Raw genomic sequence first — 17,998 nt, 5'->3', positions numbered from 1 at the left:
TCTCATAAGCTTTAATAACTTCATATTTAAACTCTTCAGAATAATGTTTGCCAGACACAGAAAAACTCCCCCTAAGAGAAAACAGATTTTTATTTTTTAATCTGTCTACCTTAGGGGGAGCATATCAGCTCCCAGCATTTCATCGCGCCAAAAAGCAAGATCAAAGCTAATATTCCGTTCGGGCGCCAAATCCAATAAAGCGCTCCTCCTATCAGTCCAAAGAACCAGATTTTTGGAGAGATCACCCCCACAATTCTTCCGCCGTCAAGAGGATGAATCGGAAGCAAATTAAATAAATTAATGATCGCTCCCAGCGCGATTACAAGTCCCCAAAAAGGATCCTCTGTCATCCAATACAGCGGAAAAGCCGGCAAAAACGCCAATGTCCCCCACAGCGGCCCGGCATATGCTAAATAAGCTTCATCATTCGCTGATTCTGGTTGTTTTTTCAGCGCCACCACCGCGCCAATGAAAGGGAGAAAAATCGCTTTAGACGTCGGTATGCCTTTTTTCCGCGCTGCCATGAGATGCCCCATTTCATGCACATAAATCAGATAGATCAACGCCACAGCAAACTTCCATCCATAGACAAGCGCATATAAACCAAAGGAAATAAATAAAGAAATGAGAGAGCTTAGCTTCAAAAATTTTGCAAGCGCCAACAGCCATTTTAGCTTTCCGGCCATAAACAACCCGACAGTCCCTATCGTCACCCACGCTTTTTTCATCCGTGTCAATCCGTTCAATCTTCCTTTCATTTGCGATGCATTTTAAATTCAAGGAACAGTTCATTGTAATCAGCGAGCATCCGTTTTCCCAAATTCTCGTACACTTCTAATCGGCCAATCGAATGGAAATCAGGATAAAACCGTTGATCCTTTACCACTTCTTTTGGCATATATTCCAGCGCTTTTTTGTTTGGCGTGGAATAGCCAACATATTCAGCATTCGCCGCCGCATGCTTCGGATCGAGCATAAAATTAATAAACTGATGCGCTCCTTCAATATTTTTTGCCGTTTTCGGAATCACCATATTATCAAACCATAGATTGGAGCCTTCCTTTGGCACAACATAGTCCAGCTTGTCATTTTCCGCAATAATTTCCGCCGCATCGCCAGACCACACGACCCCAATCGCCGCTTCTTCATTGGCCAGCAACATCTTTATTTCATCGCCGACAATCGCCTTCACATTGGGCGTCAAGGAATCAAGCTTTCTTTTGGCCTGCAATAAATGCGCTTGATTCGTATCATTTAATGAATAATGAAGACTGTTTAGCGCCATTCCCATCACTTCTCGGGCCCCGTCGACAAGCAAAATTTGATTCCGCAAATCCTTGTTCCATAAATCATTCCAGCTTGTCAGCTTTTTGCCGCCAAGCATTTCTGAATTATAGACGATTCCGACCGTGCCCCAAAAATACGGCACAGAATATTGATTGCCCGGATCAAATGATAGATTCAAAAAACGCGAATCGAGGTATTTCAAATTCGGCAGCTTGGAATGATCAAGCGGAAGAAGCATTCCTTCCTCTTTCATTTTGCTGATCGCATACTCTGACGGTACCGCTACATCAAAGGTCGTTCCCCCTTGAGCGATTTTTGCCATCATAGCTTCGTTCGAATCAAAGGTTTGATAAATGACCTTCCATCCCGTTTCTTTTTCAAATTCCTTAATCAGCTTCGGGTCAATATAGTCGCCCCAGTTATAAACAGTCAGCGTACGGCTTCCGGCATAGCCTTCTGATTCATTTAGGCGATAGGATATATAAAGTAAAGCGGCAGTAATCAGCAAAACAGCAGCAAACGATTGAACAAGCCTTCTCATCTGCGCCCTCCTTCCCCATACAAACGGCCGCCTTTTTGGCTAATGACATAATATCCAACGACAAGAAGAACCGTAAATAAAAACAGAAGGGTCGACAACGCATTGATCGACAAGGAAATTCCTTGCCGCGCTCGTGAATAAATTTCCACCGACAACGTCGAAAAGCCGTTTCCGGTTACGAAAAACGTCACAGCAAAGTCATCAAGTGAATATGTAAGCGCCATAAAGAATCCGGCAAAAATACCGGGTGTAATAAACGGCAAAATGACTCGTGTTAACACTTGCCATTGATTCGCCCCTAAATCGTGCGCCGCATCCATTAAAGTCGGACTCATTTCCTGCAGCTTTGGCAGCACCATCAATACGACAATCGGAACACTGAAGGCAATATGTGATAAGAGAACAGAGATAAACCCCAGCTTGATTCCGGCAATCGTAAATAAAATTAAAAACGAGGCACCAATAATGACATCAGGACTTACGATGAGCACATTGTTAAACGTAAGCAGCAAATTTTTGGCTCTCCGTCTTTTTACATAATAAATCGAAAGCGCCCCCGCCACACCTAAAATCGTCGAGATCGTAGCCGATAACAAAGCGATCACAAGCGTATTGATGACAATAATTAAAAGGCGAGGATCATGAAATACCTCCTTGTACCATTCGAAGGTAAATCGCTGAAAATGATGCATCGTGCCGCCGCTATTAAACGAATAATACATAAGATAAAAAATAGGCATATATAAAATGACAAATACGATCACTAAATAAATTTGTCCCCATGTCCGATTTCGCTTCATCTGCCTTCCTCACTTCCGGTTTCCTGTTAACCCGATAATAACCGCCATTGCAATCATTAAAAACACGGCAATGGTCGCTCCCATTCCCCAATCCTGGGTCACGAGGAAATGCTCCTCAACCGCCGTCCCCAGAGTAATGACGCGATTGCCAGCGATTAAACGCGTAATCATGAACAGAGATAATGACGGGATAAACACCGCTTGGCAGCCCGCTTTTACACCATCCAGCGTCAATGGAAACACAACGCGGCGGAATGTCGTCCATGCGGAAGCCCCGAGATCGCGTGCAGCATCCACAAGCGACGGATTCAGCTCTTCAAGCGCATTGAAAATAGGAAGCACCATAAACGGGATAAAAATATAAACCGATACGAAAACAAAGCTAAAGTCTGTAAATAAAATTTGCTTTTTGCCGATTCCCAACATTTCCAAAATAGCATTAGCCAAGCCGAACGTTCCAAAAATGCCTAAAAAAGCATACGCCTTCAGCAACAAATTGACCCACGTCGGCAAAATAATCAATAAAAGCCATAGCTGCTTATGTTTCGTTTTTGTTAAAAAATAAGCGGTTGGATAAGCAATCAGCAACGAAAGCAACGTAATTAAAAACGCATACCAAAACGAATTCAGCGCCATTTTCAAGTAGATAGGAGTAAAAAATTTCTCGTAATTGGCAATGGTCCATTTTCCTTCAATATCGAAAAAGGAATAATACACAATAAGCAAAATGGGCGCCGCGACAAATAAAGCGATCCACAACACATACGGAATTAAATAAAGGTTACGCACATTATGTCTCATGGCGGCCATCATCCATCTCCCCCATGTGCATAACATGAATCGCCTCCGGTTCAAAATAAAGGCCGATCTCTTCTCCAACTTCCGCTTTTTTCGTAGAATGGACAAGCCACTCATTGCCGTTTTCATCATAGGCGCAAATTTCATAGTGCACGCCGCGGAACAACAGAGAATCTACCCGCACACGCAATTTGCCGCGCTCCGGTGCCGTCATTTCTAAATCCTCTGGGCGAATGACAATCTCGACGTGTTCATTTGGCAAAAATCCGCTGTCTACGCATTCAAACTGTTTTCCGGCAAATTCCACAAGAAAATCTTGAATCATGCGTCCCGGCAAAATGTTCGATTCGCCGATGAAATCCGCAACAAATCGATTCACGGGTTCATCATAAATATCTTTCGGCGTGCCACTTTGCTGGATTTTTCCTTTGTTTAGCACAAAAATTTGATCCGACATCGCCAGCGCTTCTTCTTGATCATGTGTAACAAAGATAAAGGTAATGCCTAATCGGCGCTGCAGCTCCCTTAATTCATATTGCATTTCTGTCCGCAGCTTCAGATCAAGGGCTGATAGCGGTTCATCAAGCAACAGCACCTCCGGCTCGTTCACAATCGCGCGCGCGATCGCCACCCGTTGCCGTTGTCCGCCCGACATTTCTTGAATTCTACGATTTTCATATCCTTCTAAATTGACAAACCGCAGCGCTTCCTTCACTTTTTTATCAATCTCGGCCTGCTTCATTTTTTTAATGCGCAGCCCGAATGCCACATTTTCAAACACATCCAAATGAGGAAATAAAGCATAATCTTGAAACACGGTATTCACTTGCCGCTTATTAGCCGGAACCTGGTTGATCGGCTGATCATGAAAATAAATCGTTCCGTGCGATGGCTCAATAAAGCCCGCAATCAGCCGCAGAATCGTCGTCTTTCCGCATCCTGATGGCCCCAGCAGCGTATAAAACTTTCCTCTCTCAATTTCGAAGCTTACATCGTCAAGCACCGCAACCCCATCATACAGCTTTGTCACACGCTCAAAGCGGATGATTGCATCTTTCAACTTCCAGCCCTCCATTGTATGCAAAATCGGCGAACCAATCATTCGCTTTACTATCATTCCTATTAGAACATGTGAAAGTCGAAAGCGCAACGGGAAATTTTCTAAAAAACAGAAAAGATCCGCTCCTTTCCAGATTCGCATAAAGCAGGAGCGGAAAAACGGCAGACGATGACAAAATAAGGGCGGCGGAGCCATCCATACAATGAAGCCGCCTAGAACACCGAAGATCGGAAGAGGGTGACAGACTTGTCTCTGTCACGAAAGCACACAGCAAAGAATCGAACAGCAAGCGGTCTGATGACCTCCCCCACCTCCACTTCGCTTAGAGGCGGGAGACTTCTCGATGGATGTATTAAAATGAGCAAATCGGTCGGCAAGCGGTAAACCGATTATCACGAAATAACGACAGCTAAGCTTTAAGGAAATCAGAGATTCTTCTATTTTCCCCACACAATCAAAAAAGATCGTTCCTTCTATATTATCCCTGTTAGGGTTTCAATCCCTCATAGTTAAGATAAAAACCCGATCGGTATACAAAAAGGCACAGGAAATCGCTGAGTTTCAATCCCTCATAGTTAAGATAAAAACTATCGTGATCTGGAATATCTTTTTCATCTATAGTTCGTTTCAATCCCTCATAGTTAAGATAAAAACGTGTTTGAAGACAGCTTCCGTCATCTGTCTTCAGCGTTTCAATCCCTCATAGTTAAGATAAAAACCTAAAAAACACTGATAAATCAAAGGATGGACAACAAATACAGGTTGATTATACAACTATTTGAAAATTGAATCAATATGTTTAAACCGTTGATATGATAGGCATGTTTCGGGATAAAAAAGTGTCGTCGATCCCCCGGACTTTTTGCATGATTGGAGGTCGACGACAAAAAGAGAAAAAGATTTACCTCTCGGAAAGGAGGCGGAACATGCCGAATCCTTGCGAGTTTCGTCCTTCGAGGCCTACGCGGTATAAAAAAGTTAAATTTTCCGGCGAGGATAAAAGGCGGTACTGTCCCTGCCAAGCTGTAATATAAAACCCTTTAAACATCGTCACAACTTTGTCGCGCTTCCTAACATCAATCGGTTGAATTGTCAGCCTTTCGTTCGGCTCTCTCCCATAATACACCTCAAATTTATTAACTTACCCCTTGAATTTTACAAAAAACCATTTAAAATGAAAATATATCATACCAAAGCAACACTCTCAGGGTTACTATGATAAGGGCTTTCTACTTTTAGGGGGTAGAAATGACCCGCGGCGTTGGGGATCGCCTATAGCCCTTTTTCAATGGGCATTCCCCATTTTACTGCGATCTCAGACCTTAGCCTCCAATGCTAAGGTCTTTTTTGTTATATCAAACCATATAGAAAGGGGATTTTCATGAATTACAAAATCGGACTCGATATCGGCATTACATCTGTTGGTTGGGCTGCCATTAATCTTGACTTACGACGTATTGAAGATTTGGGGGTGCGGATTTTCGATAAAGCGGAGCAGCCTCAAGGCGACCCGTTAGCCCTCCCTCGTCGGCTTGCACGTTCCACAAGACGTCGACTCCGCCGACGGAAACATCGGCTTGAACGCATTCGTCGCCTTCTCGTCCGCGAAAATGTTATAACCAAAGAAGAGATGGACAACTTGTTTACGAAACGTGGATTAACAGACGTATGGCAGCTGCGTGTAGAGGCGCTCGATCGAAAGTTGAATAATGATGAACTGGCGCGTGTGCTGCTTCATTTAGCGAAACGAAGAGGCTTTAAGTCCAACCGCAAAAGCGAAAGAAATAGTAACGAAAATAGCGTGTTGTTAAAACATGTAAAAGAAAATCGCTCCATTCTAGACAAGTATCGCACGGTTGCTGAAATGATTGTGAAAGATGAAAAATTTCAATATCATAAACGAAACAAAGCGGATGATTACTCCAATATGATTGCCCGCGATGATTTGCAACGAGAGATTCAACTTCTTTTTGCAAAGCAACGCGAATTCAACAACCCTATTTGCACTGAACATTTTGAAGCAGCCTATTTGCACATTTGGTCCTCGCAAAGGCCTTTCGCATCGAAAGACGACATTGAGAAAAAAGTCGGTTTTTGCACGTTCGAACCGAATGAAAAGCGCGCTCCAAAAGCGACTTACACGTTTCAATCATTTGTCGCTTGGGAGCATATTAATAAACTGCGACTTGTTTCCCTTGATGGAACCAGACCGCTGACAGAACAAGAACGTCAGCTGATATATAAACAAGCATTTACAAAGAATAAAATTACTTATCATGATATTCGTAAACTTCTCGACCTACCTGATGACATTAAATTTAAAGGGCTTGTATACGAAGTAGATCAACTATTGAAAAAAATGGAAAATATCCGCTTTCTAGAATTGGACGCTTACCATAAAATTCGCAAGTGCATTGAGCAAGTTTACAGCAAAAAAGGAGTCGACCAATTTTCTGAAGCCGATTTCGATACGTTCGGCTACGCTCTTACTGTCTTCAAAAACGACGAAGATATTTACGCATACTTACAAAATGAGTATGTACGAGCTGATGGAAAGAAGGTTTGCAATTTAGCTAACCGAGCATATGACTCCGCACTCATTGATGAATTACTAAATTTATCGTTTTCAAAGTTTGGGCATTTATCTATTAAAGCTCTTCGGAACATCCTTCCTTACATGGAACAGGGAGAAGTTTATTCAAGGGCTTGCGAACTAGCCAATTATGATTTTACAGGACCTAAGAAAAAAGAAAAAACACGGTTGCTCCCAACTATTCCGGACATCGCCAATCCGGTTGTCATGCGGGCGCTGACACAAGCGCGCAAAGTCGTGAATGCGATTATTAAAAAATATGGTTCGCCTGTGTCTATTCATATTGAATTGGCTAGAGATTTATCGCGTTCCTTCGACGAGAGGAAAAAAGTCCAAAAAGAACAAACAGAAAACCGTAAAAAAAATGAAACCGCGGTTAAACAACTGATGGAATACGGACTAACGAAAAATCCAACTGGCTTGGATATCGTCAAATTTAAGCTTTGGAGCGAACAACAAGGAAGATGCATGTATTCTCTCGAGCCTATTTCGTTGGAACACCTATTAGATGAAGGATACACCGAAGTCGACCATATTTTTCCTTACAGCCGCAGTTTAGACGATAGCTACGCCAATAAAGTGCTTGTTTTAACGAAGGAAAACCGCCAAAAAGGAAACCGAACTCCTGCCGAGTATTTAGGTGTAGGAACGGAGCGTTGGAACAACTTTGAAGCCTTTGTACTGACGAACAAGCAATTCTCTAAAGCAAAGAAAAATAATTTGCTTCGACTGCACTACGGGGAAACAGAAGAAAAAGAGTTTAAAGAACGCAATTTGAATGATACGAGATACATTTCGCGCTTTTTCGTCAATTTCATTAAAGAGCACTTAAAATTTGCCGACAGCAACAGAAACCAGAAAGTGTATACCGTGAGCGGAAAAATTACGGCACATCTTCGCAGCCGCTGGGATTTCAATAAAAACCGAGAAGAATCTGATTTGCATCATGCTGTCGATGCGGTCATCGTTGCCTGCGCTTCACCTGATATAATTGAAAAAATTACTCGTTTTTATCAAGAACGGGAACAAAACAAAGAACTCGCCAAGAAAAAAGAACCGTTTTTCCCGCAGCCGTGGCCGCATTTTTCTGATGAACTAAAAGCAAGGCTATCCAAATTTCCGCAAGAGAGTATAAAAGTTTTAAACCTTGGAAATTATGATAATAGCAAACTCGAATCGTTAAAATCGGTTTTTGTATCACGAATGCCAAAGAGAAGCGTAACAGGCGCGGCACATCAAGAAACATTGCGCCGTTATATCGGTGAGGACGAACCAAGCGGAAAGATTCAAACCATTGTTAAAACGAAACTCTCTAACATCAAGTTAGACGCGGATGGCCACTTCCCAATGTATGGAAAAGAAAGCGATCCGCGAACATACGAAGTCATTCGCCAACGCCTGCTTGAACACGGAAACGATCCGAAAAAAGCGTTCCAACAACCGCTCCACAAACCGAAGAAAAACGGTGAGCCTGGCCCAATTATTCGAAGCGTAAAAATCATTGACGTCAAAAACCGAGTGGTGCATCTAGATGAAAAAACCGTCGCTTATAACAGCAACATCGTCCGCACCGACGTCTTTGAAAAAGACGGCAAATACTATTGCGTACCCGTATACACAATTGACATTATGAACGGCGTTTTGCCAAACAAAGCGATTGAGGCGAATAAGCCATATTCCGAATGGAAAGAAATGACCGAAGACTATACATTTAAGTTCAGCCTGTATCCAAATGACCTCGTAAGGGTCGAATTTCCGCGAGAAAAAGTGGTGAAAGATTCGCTGGGGAGAGAAGTAAAAGTTAAGGATATCTTCATGTACTATAAAACGATTGACTCAGCTACTGGCGGATTAGACTTAATCAGCCACGATCAAAGCTTTTCTTTACGAGGCGTCGGTTCAAAAACCCTCAAACGATTCGAGAAATATCAAGTAGATGTGCTTGGCAACATCTATCAGGTGAAAGGAGAAAAGAGGGTTGGGTTGGCGTCATGTCATGATCAGAAAACCGAGCAAACTGTCGATTCGTTACAATCAGCTAGTGATTGAGCAAGAAGAAGCGGTGTCAATTCCTTTGGAAGATATATGCTCCATTTTGATTGAAGAGCCTGCTGTCACCGTTACTTCCGTAGCTTTAAGCAAAATGGCTGAGTATAACATCGCGTTGTTTACATGTGACCAAAAACGCTTGCCAAACGGGGTGTTCAATACGTTCCAGAAACACTCTCGACAATTGAGCGTACTGTACATGCAGTACGCTTATACGAAACCATTCAAAAAACGAATTTGGCAACAGATCGTCATTCAAAAACTAATCAACCAAGGAAAATGCTTAGAGTTTTTAAACAAAGAAGGAGCAGAAGACTTATATCGAATTAGTAAAACCGTTGACTCAGGAGATACAAACAACCGTGAAGCATACGGAGCTAAAAAATATTTCCACTATTTGTTTGGCAGTCAATTTACACGGCGGAGCGATAATACAATCAATATCGCCCTGAATTATGGATATGCCATTATGCGCGGCATTGTGGCCCGGTCATTAGTGAATTACGGATTTTTCCCTTGCATCGGGATTCACCACGATAATGATTTAAATAAATTTAACTTGGCGGATGATTTTATGGAAGTACTGCGACCTCTCGTTGATTTATACGTCGCCCAGCATGTGAATCCAGACGATGAATTTTCCGCATCTATCAGGGCAGATTTATATAATTTGGCAAATGTGGATATACTAATAAATGACGAAACATTGACTGTGGTAAACGCCGTAGAGGAAATCGCGAAAAGCTTCGTCACCGCTAGCAAAACGCAAAACCCTTCGTGCTTAAAGTTACCTAAGCTTCTCCCGCTCCAATTACACGTATATGAGTAATTTTATGCGCTTGCTTGTGTTTTTTGATTTGCCAGTTCTCACAAGTAGGGAGAAGCGAGACTATCGACGGTTCCGCACATTTTTATTAAACGAAGGGTATGATATGCTACAGTTTTCAGTCTACAGCCGCATTTGCAACGGACATGAGGCAGCTGATAAACATTTGGCAAGATTAAAAAAGAATTTACCATCTCAAGGATCCATTCGGGCGATGATTGTAACAGAAAAACAATACGCAAAAATGCAGCTTCTATTGGGCGAAGCAACTCCAAAAGAGAAAACGCTTAAAACAACACAACTAACTCTTTTTTAAAAAAACACAGCCAATACTCAAAATGCTAACATCTACCGCTCCGTTTTTCCGCAATCAAAAAGCCTGTAATCCTTGAAATTACAGGCTTTTTGACACACGTATCATACCACAGCAACAATCTCAGGGGAACTATGACCATCGAGCCTGAAGCTATTACTGTTGTTGTATCATACCACAGCAACAATCTCAGGGGAACTATGACCTATGACAGTGTTGAAGTTGACATGGTAGAATCATACCACAGCAACAATCTCAGGGGAACTATGACCGACACTAGATTTATGTGGTATAACACTAAATCATACCACAGCAACAATCTCAGGGGAACTATGACTGATTTAGAGGTATTTCCTTACGCCAATATATCATACCACAGCAACAATCTCAGGGGAACTATGACCAAGCGCAATGCAAACAGAGTATTGCACGATCATACCACAGCAACAATCTCAGGGGAACTATGACTGTGGGTCTTAAAAATATCCTTATTATTTGATCATACCACAGCAACAATCTCAGGGGAACTATGACTTTCTGATGATGATGAATCGGAGTGGAGTCATCATACCACAGCAACAATCTCAGGGGAACTATGACTTTCTTCAGCTTTTATTTCTCTCCAACCTAATCATACCACAGCAACAATCTCAGGGGAACTATGACGAAAGCTTTGAAAAGTGTGTCGAGGAATATATCATACCACAGCAACAATCTCAGGGGAACTATGACCAAGACCGGTGCCGGAATGACTTTACCTTCAATCATACCACAGCAACAATCTCAGGGGAACTATGACTCATAAGACGTAAATCCTTTTCTGTTAATCATCATACCACAGCAACAATCTCAGGGGAACTATGACTGACGACATCTCGATGATTCATGATATGGTATCATACCACAGCAACAATCTCAGGGGAACTATGACATCCTTGATTACTGAGTTGACACGCACCAAATCATACTACAGCAACAATCTTGTAAATTTGCAAATTATTTGTTTTACACATTAGCTAATTATTTTTTGAATATAATCACAAAATTAGACATACGGGCTTTACATGGAATGGCGGACATGTTAGGCTTATGGCCTAGCGAGAAAAGAGTTCCCACTCGCCCCTTTCGCCAGAAAACATGTCCGCAGAAGCTCTATATCAAACCATCAAATGGTCTTTCTTCAAACAAAAGGAATTAAATTTGCACAATGTTCCATATTTTCGCTAGAGTAATGCACAAAATCTCGTTAGAATTTGCAAAAAATGATCATTTTGTTCCAAAATAACGTGCTAATTTTACACAAATGTTCCTCAAATCAATTTTCAGTTCCTCATAGGTAAGATAAAAACCACTTGCGGAATCTGATTCACGTATTTGCGCTGCACGTGTTTCAATCCCTCATAGGTAAGATAAAAACTCGCATGGCCGAATTCAAGCAAGTGAACTCGACGAGTTTCAATCCCTCATAGGTAAGATAAAAACAAGAATGATCGTTTTCCAGCCGATGGTATACAACAAGGTTTCAATCCCTCATAGGTAAGATAAAAACGATGGATATTCGATTGAATACATGGCGGATTACTTGTTTCAATCCCTCATAGGTAAGATAAAAACACCTCCTAATGCTAAATCATCTAATGCTCGTTGAATGTTTCAATCCCTCATAGGTAAGATAAAAACTTTAGATGAGTTTCACGACTATATTGAATATCTAGCCAAGTTTCAATCCCTCATAGGTAAGATAAAAACCCCAAAAAAACATTAATAAATCAACATTCCGAAAGCAGTTACACTACCATTATAAACGCAACGTAAAAGCCTATCAACTGTTTGAACCCTTCATCAATACAGGGATTTCATCAATAAAAACTGTCGTCGATCCCCTAGGAATTGTGCGCTATTGGAGAGCGACGACAACTTAAATAGGCTTATTCCAAAATTTCAAACATCCCAAATCCTTGAGAATTTTTCGAACCAATCCCAACATCATACATAAAATTTATGTAATCATAAGACGCTTCAATTTCATATATCCCATTCCACGCATTGATCAGGAAACCTTTAAAACTTGTAATGACTTTATCCCTTCCTGTTACACGAACAGGTCTTATTGTAACCCGCTCAGTTGGCTCTTGTTGAAAGTATGACTGAAACTTGTTGCAAAAGTTCTTCTCAACCATATCTGAAAACACAACGTCAAAAGGAGAAAAGAAATGAGTTCTCTTATTTCCATACCTGTTTTCGTATGTGCTATAAACCGTCAGAGGAGAAAGCATGCGAATTCGATAAGTTTTTTGGGCAGAAAGCTGCAACGTTGCCGCTTGCGCCTCCTCCATATGAATCGGCTGTCCATTAAGGTTAAAGTGTTCCTTCAATACATAGTTTCTTCCCAAATCGACAATAAGAGACTCCACCACAGATGAAACATGCCATGTCACTTGGTCAAAAAACTCGATTTTTTTCTCATGCCGATGTATACGGTATGTTCCATAAAGCCGGCTAAAGGTAAATAGTTTAAACCTCCGCTTTTCTTTTGTATATCCAACATTGTGCAAAAAATCCGCAAGGTCAAAATCTTGAATGGAACGGTATAAAAATCCTTGCAACACTTCTTCATAGTTGATCGGTAATATAAGGGTTCCATCTTTTGGTCTAAATCGAATCGTAAGCCTCATCTGTTCCTCCTATAAAATGTTGTCTTCTCCGCCTTTTCGTAACCCCATCTCTTCGCGTTTCGAATATTTTTGCGTGCGAAACGTATAAAACACAATAGAATCTGTATTGGGATCCATGATATTCGCCAGTTCCATTTTTAGCTTGACATAATTGGCTTCGGAAATTTCCCCTTCTAACACCGAGTTTTGCACCCAATATAAATACTTCCTAGCAATCTTTAACGCTTTGGCGACACGCTTTTTATCAAAATCATAGACGAGTATCACAAACATAGCAACACCTACCATAACGAGCGATACGGCTCATATTCTTTTTCGCCGAGAAGATGCTTTTGTATTTTATAAAGTTCCAAACGAATAAGACGGCGGTAGGACACGGATTTACCAAGATGTCTGTGATTAACTGTTGTTTTCATGCGTTTGTCCAATTCTTCAATAAATCTTCTCCGTCCCTCTTCTGATAACAGTATTCCTTCCATATTTCTATCAAAATCTTTCTTCGTCATCATCTTCTTGTTGACTAAAGTAAAAATCAATCGATCGACCATAATCGGTTTAAATATTTCCGCAATATCCAAGTTTAACGAAAAACGCCGAAAATTCGTCGCGTGCAAAAAACCGATACGCGGATCTAAATAAGTTTTGTAGATTTCACTTAACACCATCGTATAGCAAAACTGATTCCCAAAGCTAATCATGGCATTTAACCGATTGAGCGGCGGCCTTTTTGAACGCTTTTCAAATAAAAAATCCGGATGATGGTTTAAAATATCATCAAACATACGATAATATTTCTCACGCACATGCCCTTCTGTTGACATCATTTCCTCGACGCTTGTCCATTGCTCCAATTTCGCCCGGCTTGACTGGAAATCGAAAATCATCTCCTTAAATTTTTCTTGATTGGTTTTTACACGATTTTGATAATATTTCAACACTTGGATCATTTGTCCGATCGAACCGTCGATAAATTTCCGCGCTAAGGCGAGACGTTTTTCCGGATCTAAATACGCTTCGGCCTGTTTTAAAATAACGTGTCCGGCATTTAAATGTTCACGTGGGTAAAACGTTCCCGTATAATAACCGTGATAATTAAAATAGTGAATACAAATACGTTTTTGCGCCATGAGCTCCAAAAACTTCTTGGTGACATTCACTTCGCCAAAAATATAGATGTCATTAATATCTTCAACAGGCAAGACCCGCTTGCGCTCAGCTGTTTCAAAACAAATACTATTGTCTTGCCGGAACAACTCGCCGCTTTGAAAAATATAAAGTGTTTTTTTCATCATGATTCCTCCGCAAAACAATATTCACGATAGGCGCAGCTTCGGCAAAATTGAATTTTTTTTGATTCTGGCGGAATAGGTAACCGGGCAATGCGGCGAATATCAGCGACCACTTCTTCCAATACTTTTTTTCCTTCTTCTGTCCATCCCACTTTCGTTACTTTCTTTTCTTTTGGAAACAATAACTCCCCTTTTGCCTCAATCCCCATTTTCTTCAATGTATCCAGATAGTACAAGAGTTGATAGTAGGCACTTTTTTCATAGGTGGATGATTTTTTCACTTCTCCAACAACCAAAGTGTCCCCCTCGCGACGAATACGGTCCACTTTAATATTGCCAATTAGCATTTCTTTTTTCTGGCGCTGATACGTTGTTTCCGAGATGAAGCGGCCAATTTCGAGGTTATCGTCCTCTTGATCGGCCGCAATTTGGTGGGCAATCAGCCAAACCTCGCGTTTACAAATAAAGTAGTACCAAATATGCGTGCCATTTACATCCATTACATAATCCATGCATCCACCATCTCACTCGAGCGAATCAGTCCATATTCGCTGTTATAATATTGGTTTAATAGATCATTAGACAAATGAAGCATTCGTGTTTTTTCATATAAATCGCGGTCTAAATTTTTCACAAGCTGAATCGGTGCCGAAATTACGTACTGAAGGATATCCCTTTTTAAACGCAAATAATTTTCAAATCTCGTTTCTAAATTGCTTTCTTCGATAACGGTCGTTATATATTCTTGCCAGATTGCTATAGCGCGGTCATCCACTTCGACAAACACATCTACTGCTTGATGTGCGTTTTCAATCAGTTGAAATTCTGATACATATTCCGGCTTTTGCTTGATTCCCGGCTTATCTTTGGCATCAAACTTTAACTCTTCCATCGCTTTTATAATCCCATCGGAGGCTGTGAACGATTTAGCGTTTTTTACATTGGAAAAATATTGATGGATAGCATCAAAAAATTGGTGTTCCAACATCGATTCCTCTGGAAGCAGTTCTTTAGCGATATTTGTATGGACCGCACCGTATACATATTTGGATTCCAACGCCCCATTTCGTTCCATCGGCGTAATGTACACTTTCCCTAAACAATCCTTTTGCCCGTTGCGGTTGCAGCGTCCCGCCGCCTGTACAATGGAGTCAGTCGGTCCCAAGTCGCGGTACACCACATCAAAGTCGACATCTACTCCTGCTTCCACAACCTGTGTAGAAATGACGGCTACCTTTTGCTTCTCTTTAAGAAGGTCTTTGATCGCTTCAATACGCTGTTTACGTTCGCAAGGAACAATGTTGGTAGAAAGGTAGAAAACATGATAACCGTGCTGCTTCAGCCATTTTTTGAGTCGTTCGTACACATCAATAGACGTTTTAATTGTATTAAAAATTGCTAAATACGTTTTTCCATCCTCAAAGTGAAGTTGAAATTGTTCCATCCACTCATCTACATTGTATGTCCCTTTGCTTCCCTTGAGCCACTGAAGATGGACACGCTCCATTTCTTGAAAAAAGTGAATCGGCTGAACGGACTCTGATTCTAAAAGCTCTATCGTTTCACCTTGTGGAAAAATGAGCGGCTGTGTAGCTGTTAATAATAAAATTTTGCAAGAAAACAATTCAGCCATATTCGACAGCACAACGCGCAACAACGGCCAATACTCAACTGGCACGTTTTGAATTTCATCGAGAATTAAAATGCTTCCTGCAATTTGATGAAACTTCTTCAGCGCCCGATTTTCATAGCCGATAAGAGTTTGAAACAGTTGAACAAACGTCGTAATAATAAACTCGGCTTCCCAGCTTTCTGTCAGCAACAAGGCTTGTCTAAGCGGCAACTCTTGATGGTCTGTGCGGTATTGAAACGTGGATAAATGATGATGTTTAACCAAATAACGTTGCTCATTTCCTTTGAAATCTTGTAATTGGGCAAGAAGATCGTAAATCACTTTCTCATTTTGATCAATGACGCTCGTAAACGGCAGGGCATAAATAATTTTGGGCGTATATCCCTCATATTTCTGCGCGTGTTCCCGCCATTTTAAAGCAACAGAAATAGATAAAAGCGTTTTTCCCGCCCCCGTTGGCGCTGTCAATGTAAATAGCCTTTGTGCAGCATTAGTGCGGGCAATTTGTTCGATTCGTTCCATGACCGTCCCATACATTCGGTTGCGCCAACCGTTTGTTCCTTCAAGTATTTCCACATCAAAATTCGCTTGGCGATATTGATCGACTAGATGGCCCGGAATATGGACGCGCGAGTTTCGCTTAATATTAGCTGCAGACCATTTATCAGCGTCGATTAATACAGAGTATAACAACAACGCATAATAATATAATTTTGCCGTAAGCGCTCCTCTTTTCCGTCGCGTAAGCAAATAAAATTGGCGATACGTTTCATCAAAAGCGTTCTCATAATGTTGTATAAAATTTGCAAGTTCTTCAGATAAGGAAAGCGGGATCTGCAACTCCTCCCATAGTGGCGATAAATCCCCAATAATGGACGAGGCATGCTTTTTTATATCTTCCAATTGAATTTTTAACGTCCGCACCCGATCATACAGCGAGCGCTGTATGTCATCTTCATAAATGTCATTTGAATCTGTTACATCTAGTGCTATATCGCGCAAATTCCCATGGTGGTGCATGACGGCAAAATATCCTAGCAGCGGAGCAAATTCTGACCATGAAGCAGGCAAGCTTTTGGAGCGGCATAGCAAGTGTGCAGCAAACACCGCAGAAATAAACGAGTGATGATGTAAATCTCCTTCCGTCTCTTTCGTTCGCAAATACGTTTGAAAGTAAGATAAGTATTTTCCGAAATCGTGTGTGACGGCTACGATCTTGCCTATGTATTGCACCGTTTCGTAGTCTTCTCTCGATAAAGGTACATACTCAAGCAGAGTTTTTAAATATTCATATACTTCCCGCAAATGAACTACTAATCTTTTATCTGGTTTTGTATGCGACAAATACATGCTTCCACCCCCTAAAAAATAGCGCGGCGGTCTGACATGCGCGCTACATGAACAACACATGTTCCCTTTCGTTGCCGTACGTGACAGTAACGTATGGCACGTTAGGAACAGCGACCAACCGCCGCGACAATTCTAGCAAATAGTAGTCCGTCTCGAGAATGGCTCGTTCTTTCGTAAAATGGCGGGTCATAAATTCTTTCACAAACCTCGTGTCAGTTGACAGCTGAAGCGAGCGCTCGCGCAAATCCGAGATGCGCGCGACCGAATGGATCGGGATTAAACCGTCTGACTCATTTTGTACCCCTTCCGCCTCCGCGATCCACTCTAGTTGTCCAAGCAATTCCGACAGACCGAGATACGGCGGGTAAATATATCGGTTTGACTGAACCCGTTTCTTTACATCTTCATAAATCACCGGGTCTTTATGAGAAAAATAAACGCGGTAACGCAATGCCATCTCTTCTTTTCTCGGAAGCACAAACTCAAGAGGGATTTGCGTATGTCCTGCACTATTGTTAAGATGACCCTTTGATGTCACCAACATATAATTGACTGTTTGTATCATTTTTCGAACCGGGGTGCGGACGGAAAGCCCCACTTGGCATTGATCGAATGAAAATGGCTCGTAATAACCGTCTCTCTCGATTCCTAAGATTCCTGCAATTAATCCCACAATCGTTGTTCGCGGCGGAAAGAAATATGATAGAGAAGATGAGTTCGTATCCATCTTTCGAAAATGCCCCATCTTCCCGATCAAATCAAAAATGAGTATATTCATACATGT

Annotated in this window: 14 protein-coding genes, 1 pseudogene and 3 CRISPR repeat arrays; of the genes and pseudogenes, 3 read left to right on the top strand and 12 right to left on the bottom strand. The window is 41.5% G+C overall.

Annotation, left to right across the window (positions count from 1 at the left end; translation table 11 throughout):
* Positions 1-110: 110 nt before the first annotated feature.
* The 6 genes and pseudogenes from AT864_RS09195 to AT864_RS09170 form a co-directional block, all read right to left on the bottom strand.
* Positions 111-728, bottom strand: coding sequence for a site-2 protease family protein (locus AT864_RS09195; protein WP_369815517.1), 618 nt, complete (start codon positions 726-728; stop codon positions 111-113).
* Positions 729-754: 26 nt separating this feature from the next.
* Positions 755-1,828 (bottom strand): PotD/PotF family extracellular solute-binding protein, encoded by a 1,074-nt coding sequence (locus AT864_RS09190; RefSeq protein ID WP_066148472.1) that lies wholly within the window; start codon positions 1,826-1,828, stop codon positions 755-757.
* Positions 1,825-2,628, bottom strand: a complete 804-nt coding sequence (locus tag AT864_RS09185; RefSeq protein WP_044741379.1) for an ABC transporter permease — start codon at positions 2,626-2,628, stop codon at positions 1,825-1,827. Before AT864_RS09185 ends, AT864_RS09190 begins: the two co-directional genes overlap by 4 nt.
* 9 nt (positions 2,629-2,637) lie before the next feature.
* On the bottom strand, positions 2,638-3,429 hold the full coding sequence (locus AT864_RS09180) for an ABC transporter permease (protein WP_066148480.1): 792 nt from the start codon (positions 3,427-3,429) through the stop codon (positions 2,638-2,640).
* Positions 3,419-4,486 carry an ABC transporter ATP-binding protein gene (locus tag AT864_RS09175; RefSeq protein WP_369815516.1) on the bottom strand — a complete coding sequence of 356 codons (1,068 nt, stop codon included), beginning with the start codon at positions 4,484-4,486 and terminating at the stop codon, positions 3,419-3,421. Before AT864_RS09175 ends, AT864_RS09180 begins: the two co-directional genes overlap by 11 nt.
* A gap of 492 nt (positions 4,487-4,978) precedes the next feature.
* Positions 4,979-5,205: direct repeats of the CRISPR family, unit length 30 nt; unit sequence GTTTCAATCCCTCATAGTTAAGATAAAAAC.
* A gap of 182 nt (positions 5,206-5,387) precedes the next feature.
* Positions 5,388-5,624 (bottom strand): annotated as a pseudogene (locus AT864_RS09170) (CRISPR-associated endoribonuclease Cas6); the annotation flags it as partial.
* A 243-nt stretch (positions 5,625-5,867) separates the two neighbouring features.
* Here AT864_RS09170 and cas9 point away from each other — a divergent pair.
* From cas9 to cas2 (AT864_RS09155), 3 genes are read left to right on the top strand one after another with little or no spacing between them, the layout of a single operon-like run.
* Positions 5,868-9,128 carry a type II CRISPR RNA-guided endonuclease Cas9 gene (gene cas9, locus AT864_RS09165; RefSeq protein ID WP_066148467.1) on the top strand — a complete coding sequence of 1,087 codons (3,261 nt, stop codon included), beginning with the start codon at positions 5,868-5,870 and terminating at the stop codon, positions 9,126-9,128.
* Positions 9,076-9,957, top strand: coding sequence for a type II CRISPR-associated endonuclease Cas1 (cas1, locus tag AT864_RS09160; RefSeq protein ID WP_082741664.1), 882 nt, complete (start codon positions 9,076-9,078; stop codon positions 9,955-9,957). The genes cas9 and cas1 overlap by 53 nt, the downstream gene beginning before the upstream one ends.
* A 4-nt stretch (positions 9,958-9,961) precedes the next feature.
* Positions 9,962-10,270, top strand: coding sequence for a CRISPR-associated endonuclease Cas2 (gene cas2 / locus AT864_RS09155; protein WP_066148463.1), 309 nt, complete (start codon positions 9,962-9,964; stop codon positions 10,268-10,270).
* A 100-nt stretch (positions 10,271-10,370) separates the two neighbouring features.
* A CRISPR array of direct repeats spans positions 10,371-11,264; the repeat unit is 36 nt; unit sequence ATCATACCACAGCAACAATCTCAGGGGAACTATGAC.
* Between the two features lie 322 nt (positions 11,265-11,586).
* Positions 11,587-12,016: direct repeats of the CRISPR family, unit length 30 nt; unit sequence GTTTCAATCCCTCATAGGTAAGATAAAAAC.
* Between the two features lie 179 nt (positions 12,017-12,195).
* Here cas2 (AT864_RS09155) and cas6 read toward each other — a convergent pair.
* Genes cas6 through cas5b form a run of 6 tightly spaced genes read right to left on the bottom strand, consistent with a single transcriptional unit; the run spans position 12,196 to position 17,992 of the window.
* Entirely contained in the window at positions 12,196-12,942 is a 747-nt protein-coding gene (gene cas6 / locus AT864_RS09150) for a CRISPR-associated endoribonuclease Cas6 (protein WP_066148461.1), read from the bottom strand.
* Positions 12,943-12,951: 9 nt separating this feature from the next.
* Positions 12,952-13,215 (bottom strand): CRISPR-associated endonuclease Cas2, encoded by a 264-nt coding sequence (gene cas2, locus AT864_RS09145; RefSeq protein ID WP_066148459.1) that lies wholly within the window; start codon positions 13,213-13,215, stop codon positions 12,952-12,954.
* An 8-nt stretch (positions 13,216-13,223) separates the two neighbouring features.
* Complete coding sequence (cas1b, locus tag AT864_RS09140; protein WP_066148457.1) at positions 13,224-14,231, bottom strand: type I-B CRISPR-associated endonuclease Cas1b; 1,008 nt, start codon at positions 14,229-14,231, stop codon at positions 13,224-13,226.
* Positions 14,231-14,743 (bottom strand): CRISPR-associated protein Cas4, encoded by a 513-nt coding sequence (gene cas4 / locus AT864_RS09135; RefSeq protein ID WP_231734620.1) that lies wholly within the window; start codon positions 14,741-14,743, stop codon positions 14,231-14,233. Before cas4 ends, cas1b begins: the two co-directional genes overlap by 1 nt.
* Entirely contained in the window at positions 14,731-17,214 is a 2,484-nt protein-coding gene (locus AT864_RS09130) for a CRISPR-associated helicase/endonuclease Cas3 (protein ID WP_066148455.1), read from the bottom strand. The genes cas4 and AT864_RS09130 overlap by 13 nt, the downstream gene beginning before the upstream one ends.
* Positions 17,215-17,257: 43 nt before the next feature.
* A complete protein-coding gene (gene cas5b / locus AT864_RS09125) occupies positions 17,258-17,992 on the bottom strand; it encodes a type I-B CRISPR-associated protein Cas5b (protein ID WP_066148453.1) in 735 nt (244 codons plus the stop codon).
* Between the last annotated feature and the right edge of the window lie 6 nt (positions 17,993-17,998).

The organism is Anoxybacillus sp. P3H1B, assembly GCF_001560855.1.
Classification (GTDB): Bacteria; Bacillota; Bacilli; order Bacillales; family Anoxybacillaceae; genus Anoxybacteroides; species Anoxybacteroides rupiense.
This window is presented reverse-complemented; position numbering and strand designations above follow the sequence as displayed.

What these genes read in the sequence shown, in the direction of transcription:
- AT864_RS09195 (WP_369815517.1), bottom strand. Translation starts at nt 728, where the DNA reads ATGAAAAAAGCGTGGGTGACGATAGGGACTGTCGGGTTGTTTATGGCC.
- AT864_RS09190 (WP_066148472.1), bottom strand. Translation starts at nt 1,828, where the DNA reads ATGAGAAGGCTTGTTCAATCGTTTGCTGCTGTTTTGCTGATTACTGCC.
- AT864_RS09185 (WP_044741379.1), bottom strand. Translation starts at nt 2,628, where the DNA reads ATGAAGCGAAATCGGACATGGGGACAAATTTATTTAGTGATCGTATTT.
- AT864_RS09180 (WP_066148480.1), bottom strand. Translation starts at nt 3,429, where the DNA reads ATGAGACATAATGTGCGTAACCTTTATTTAATTCCGTATGTGTTGTGG.
- cas9 (WP_066148467.1), top strand. Translation starts at nt 5,868, where the DNA reads ATGAATTACAAAATCGGACTCGATATCGGCATTACATCTGTTGGTTGG.
- cas1 (WP_082741664.1), top strand. Translation starts at nt 9,076, where the DNA reads ATGATCAGAAAACCGAGCAAACTGTCGATTCGTTACAATCAGCTAGTG.
- cas2 (WP_066148463.1), top strand. Translation starts at nt 9,962, where the DNA reads ATGCGCTTGCTTGTGTTTTTTGATTTGCCAGTTCTCACAAGTAGGGAG.
- cas6 (WP_066148461.1), bottom strand. Translation starts at nt 12,942, where the DNA reads ATGAGGCTTACGATTCGATTTAGACCAAAAGATGGAACCCTTATATTA.
- cas2 (WP_066148459.1), bottom strand. Translation starts at nt 13,215, where the DNA reads ATGTTTGTGATACTCGTCTATGATTTTGATAAAAAGCGTGTCGCCAAA.
- cas1b (WP_066148457.1), bottom strand. Translation starts at nt 14,231, where the DNA reads ATGAAAAAAACACTTTATATTTTTCAAAGCGGCGAGTTGTTCCGGCAA.
- cas4 (WP_231734620.1), bottom strand. Translation starts at nt 14,743, where the DNA reads ATGGATTATGTAATGGATGTAAATGGCACGCATATTTGGTACTACTTT.
- AT864_RS09130 (WP_066148455.1), bottom strand. Translation starts at nt 17,214, where the DNA reads ATGTATTTGTCGCATACAAAACCAGATAAAAGATTAGTAGTTCATTTG.
- cas5b (WP_066148453.1), bottom strand. Translation starts at nt 17,992, where the DNA reads ATGAATATACTCATTTTTGATTTGATCGGGAAGATGGGGCATTTTCGA.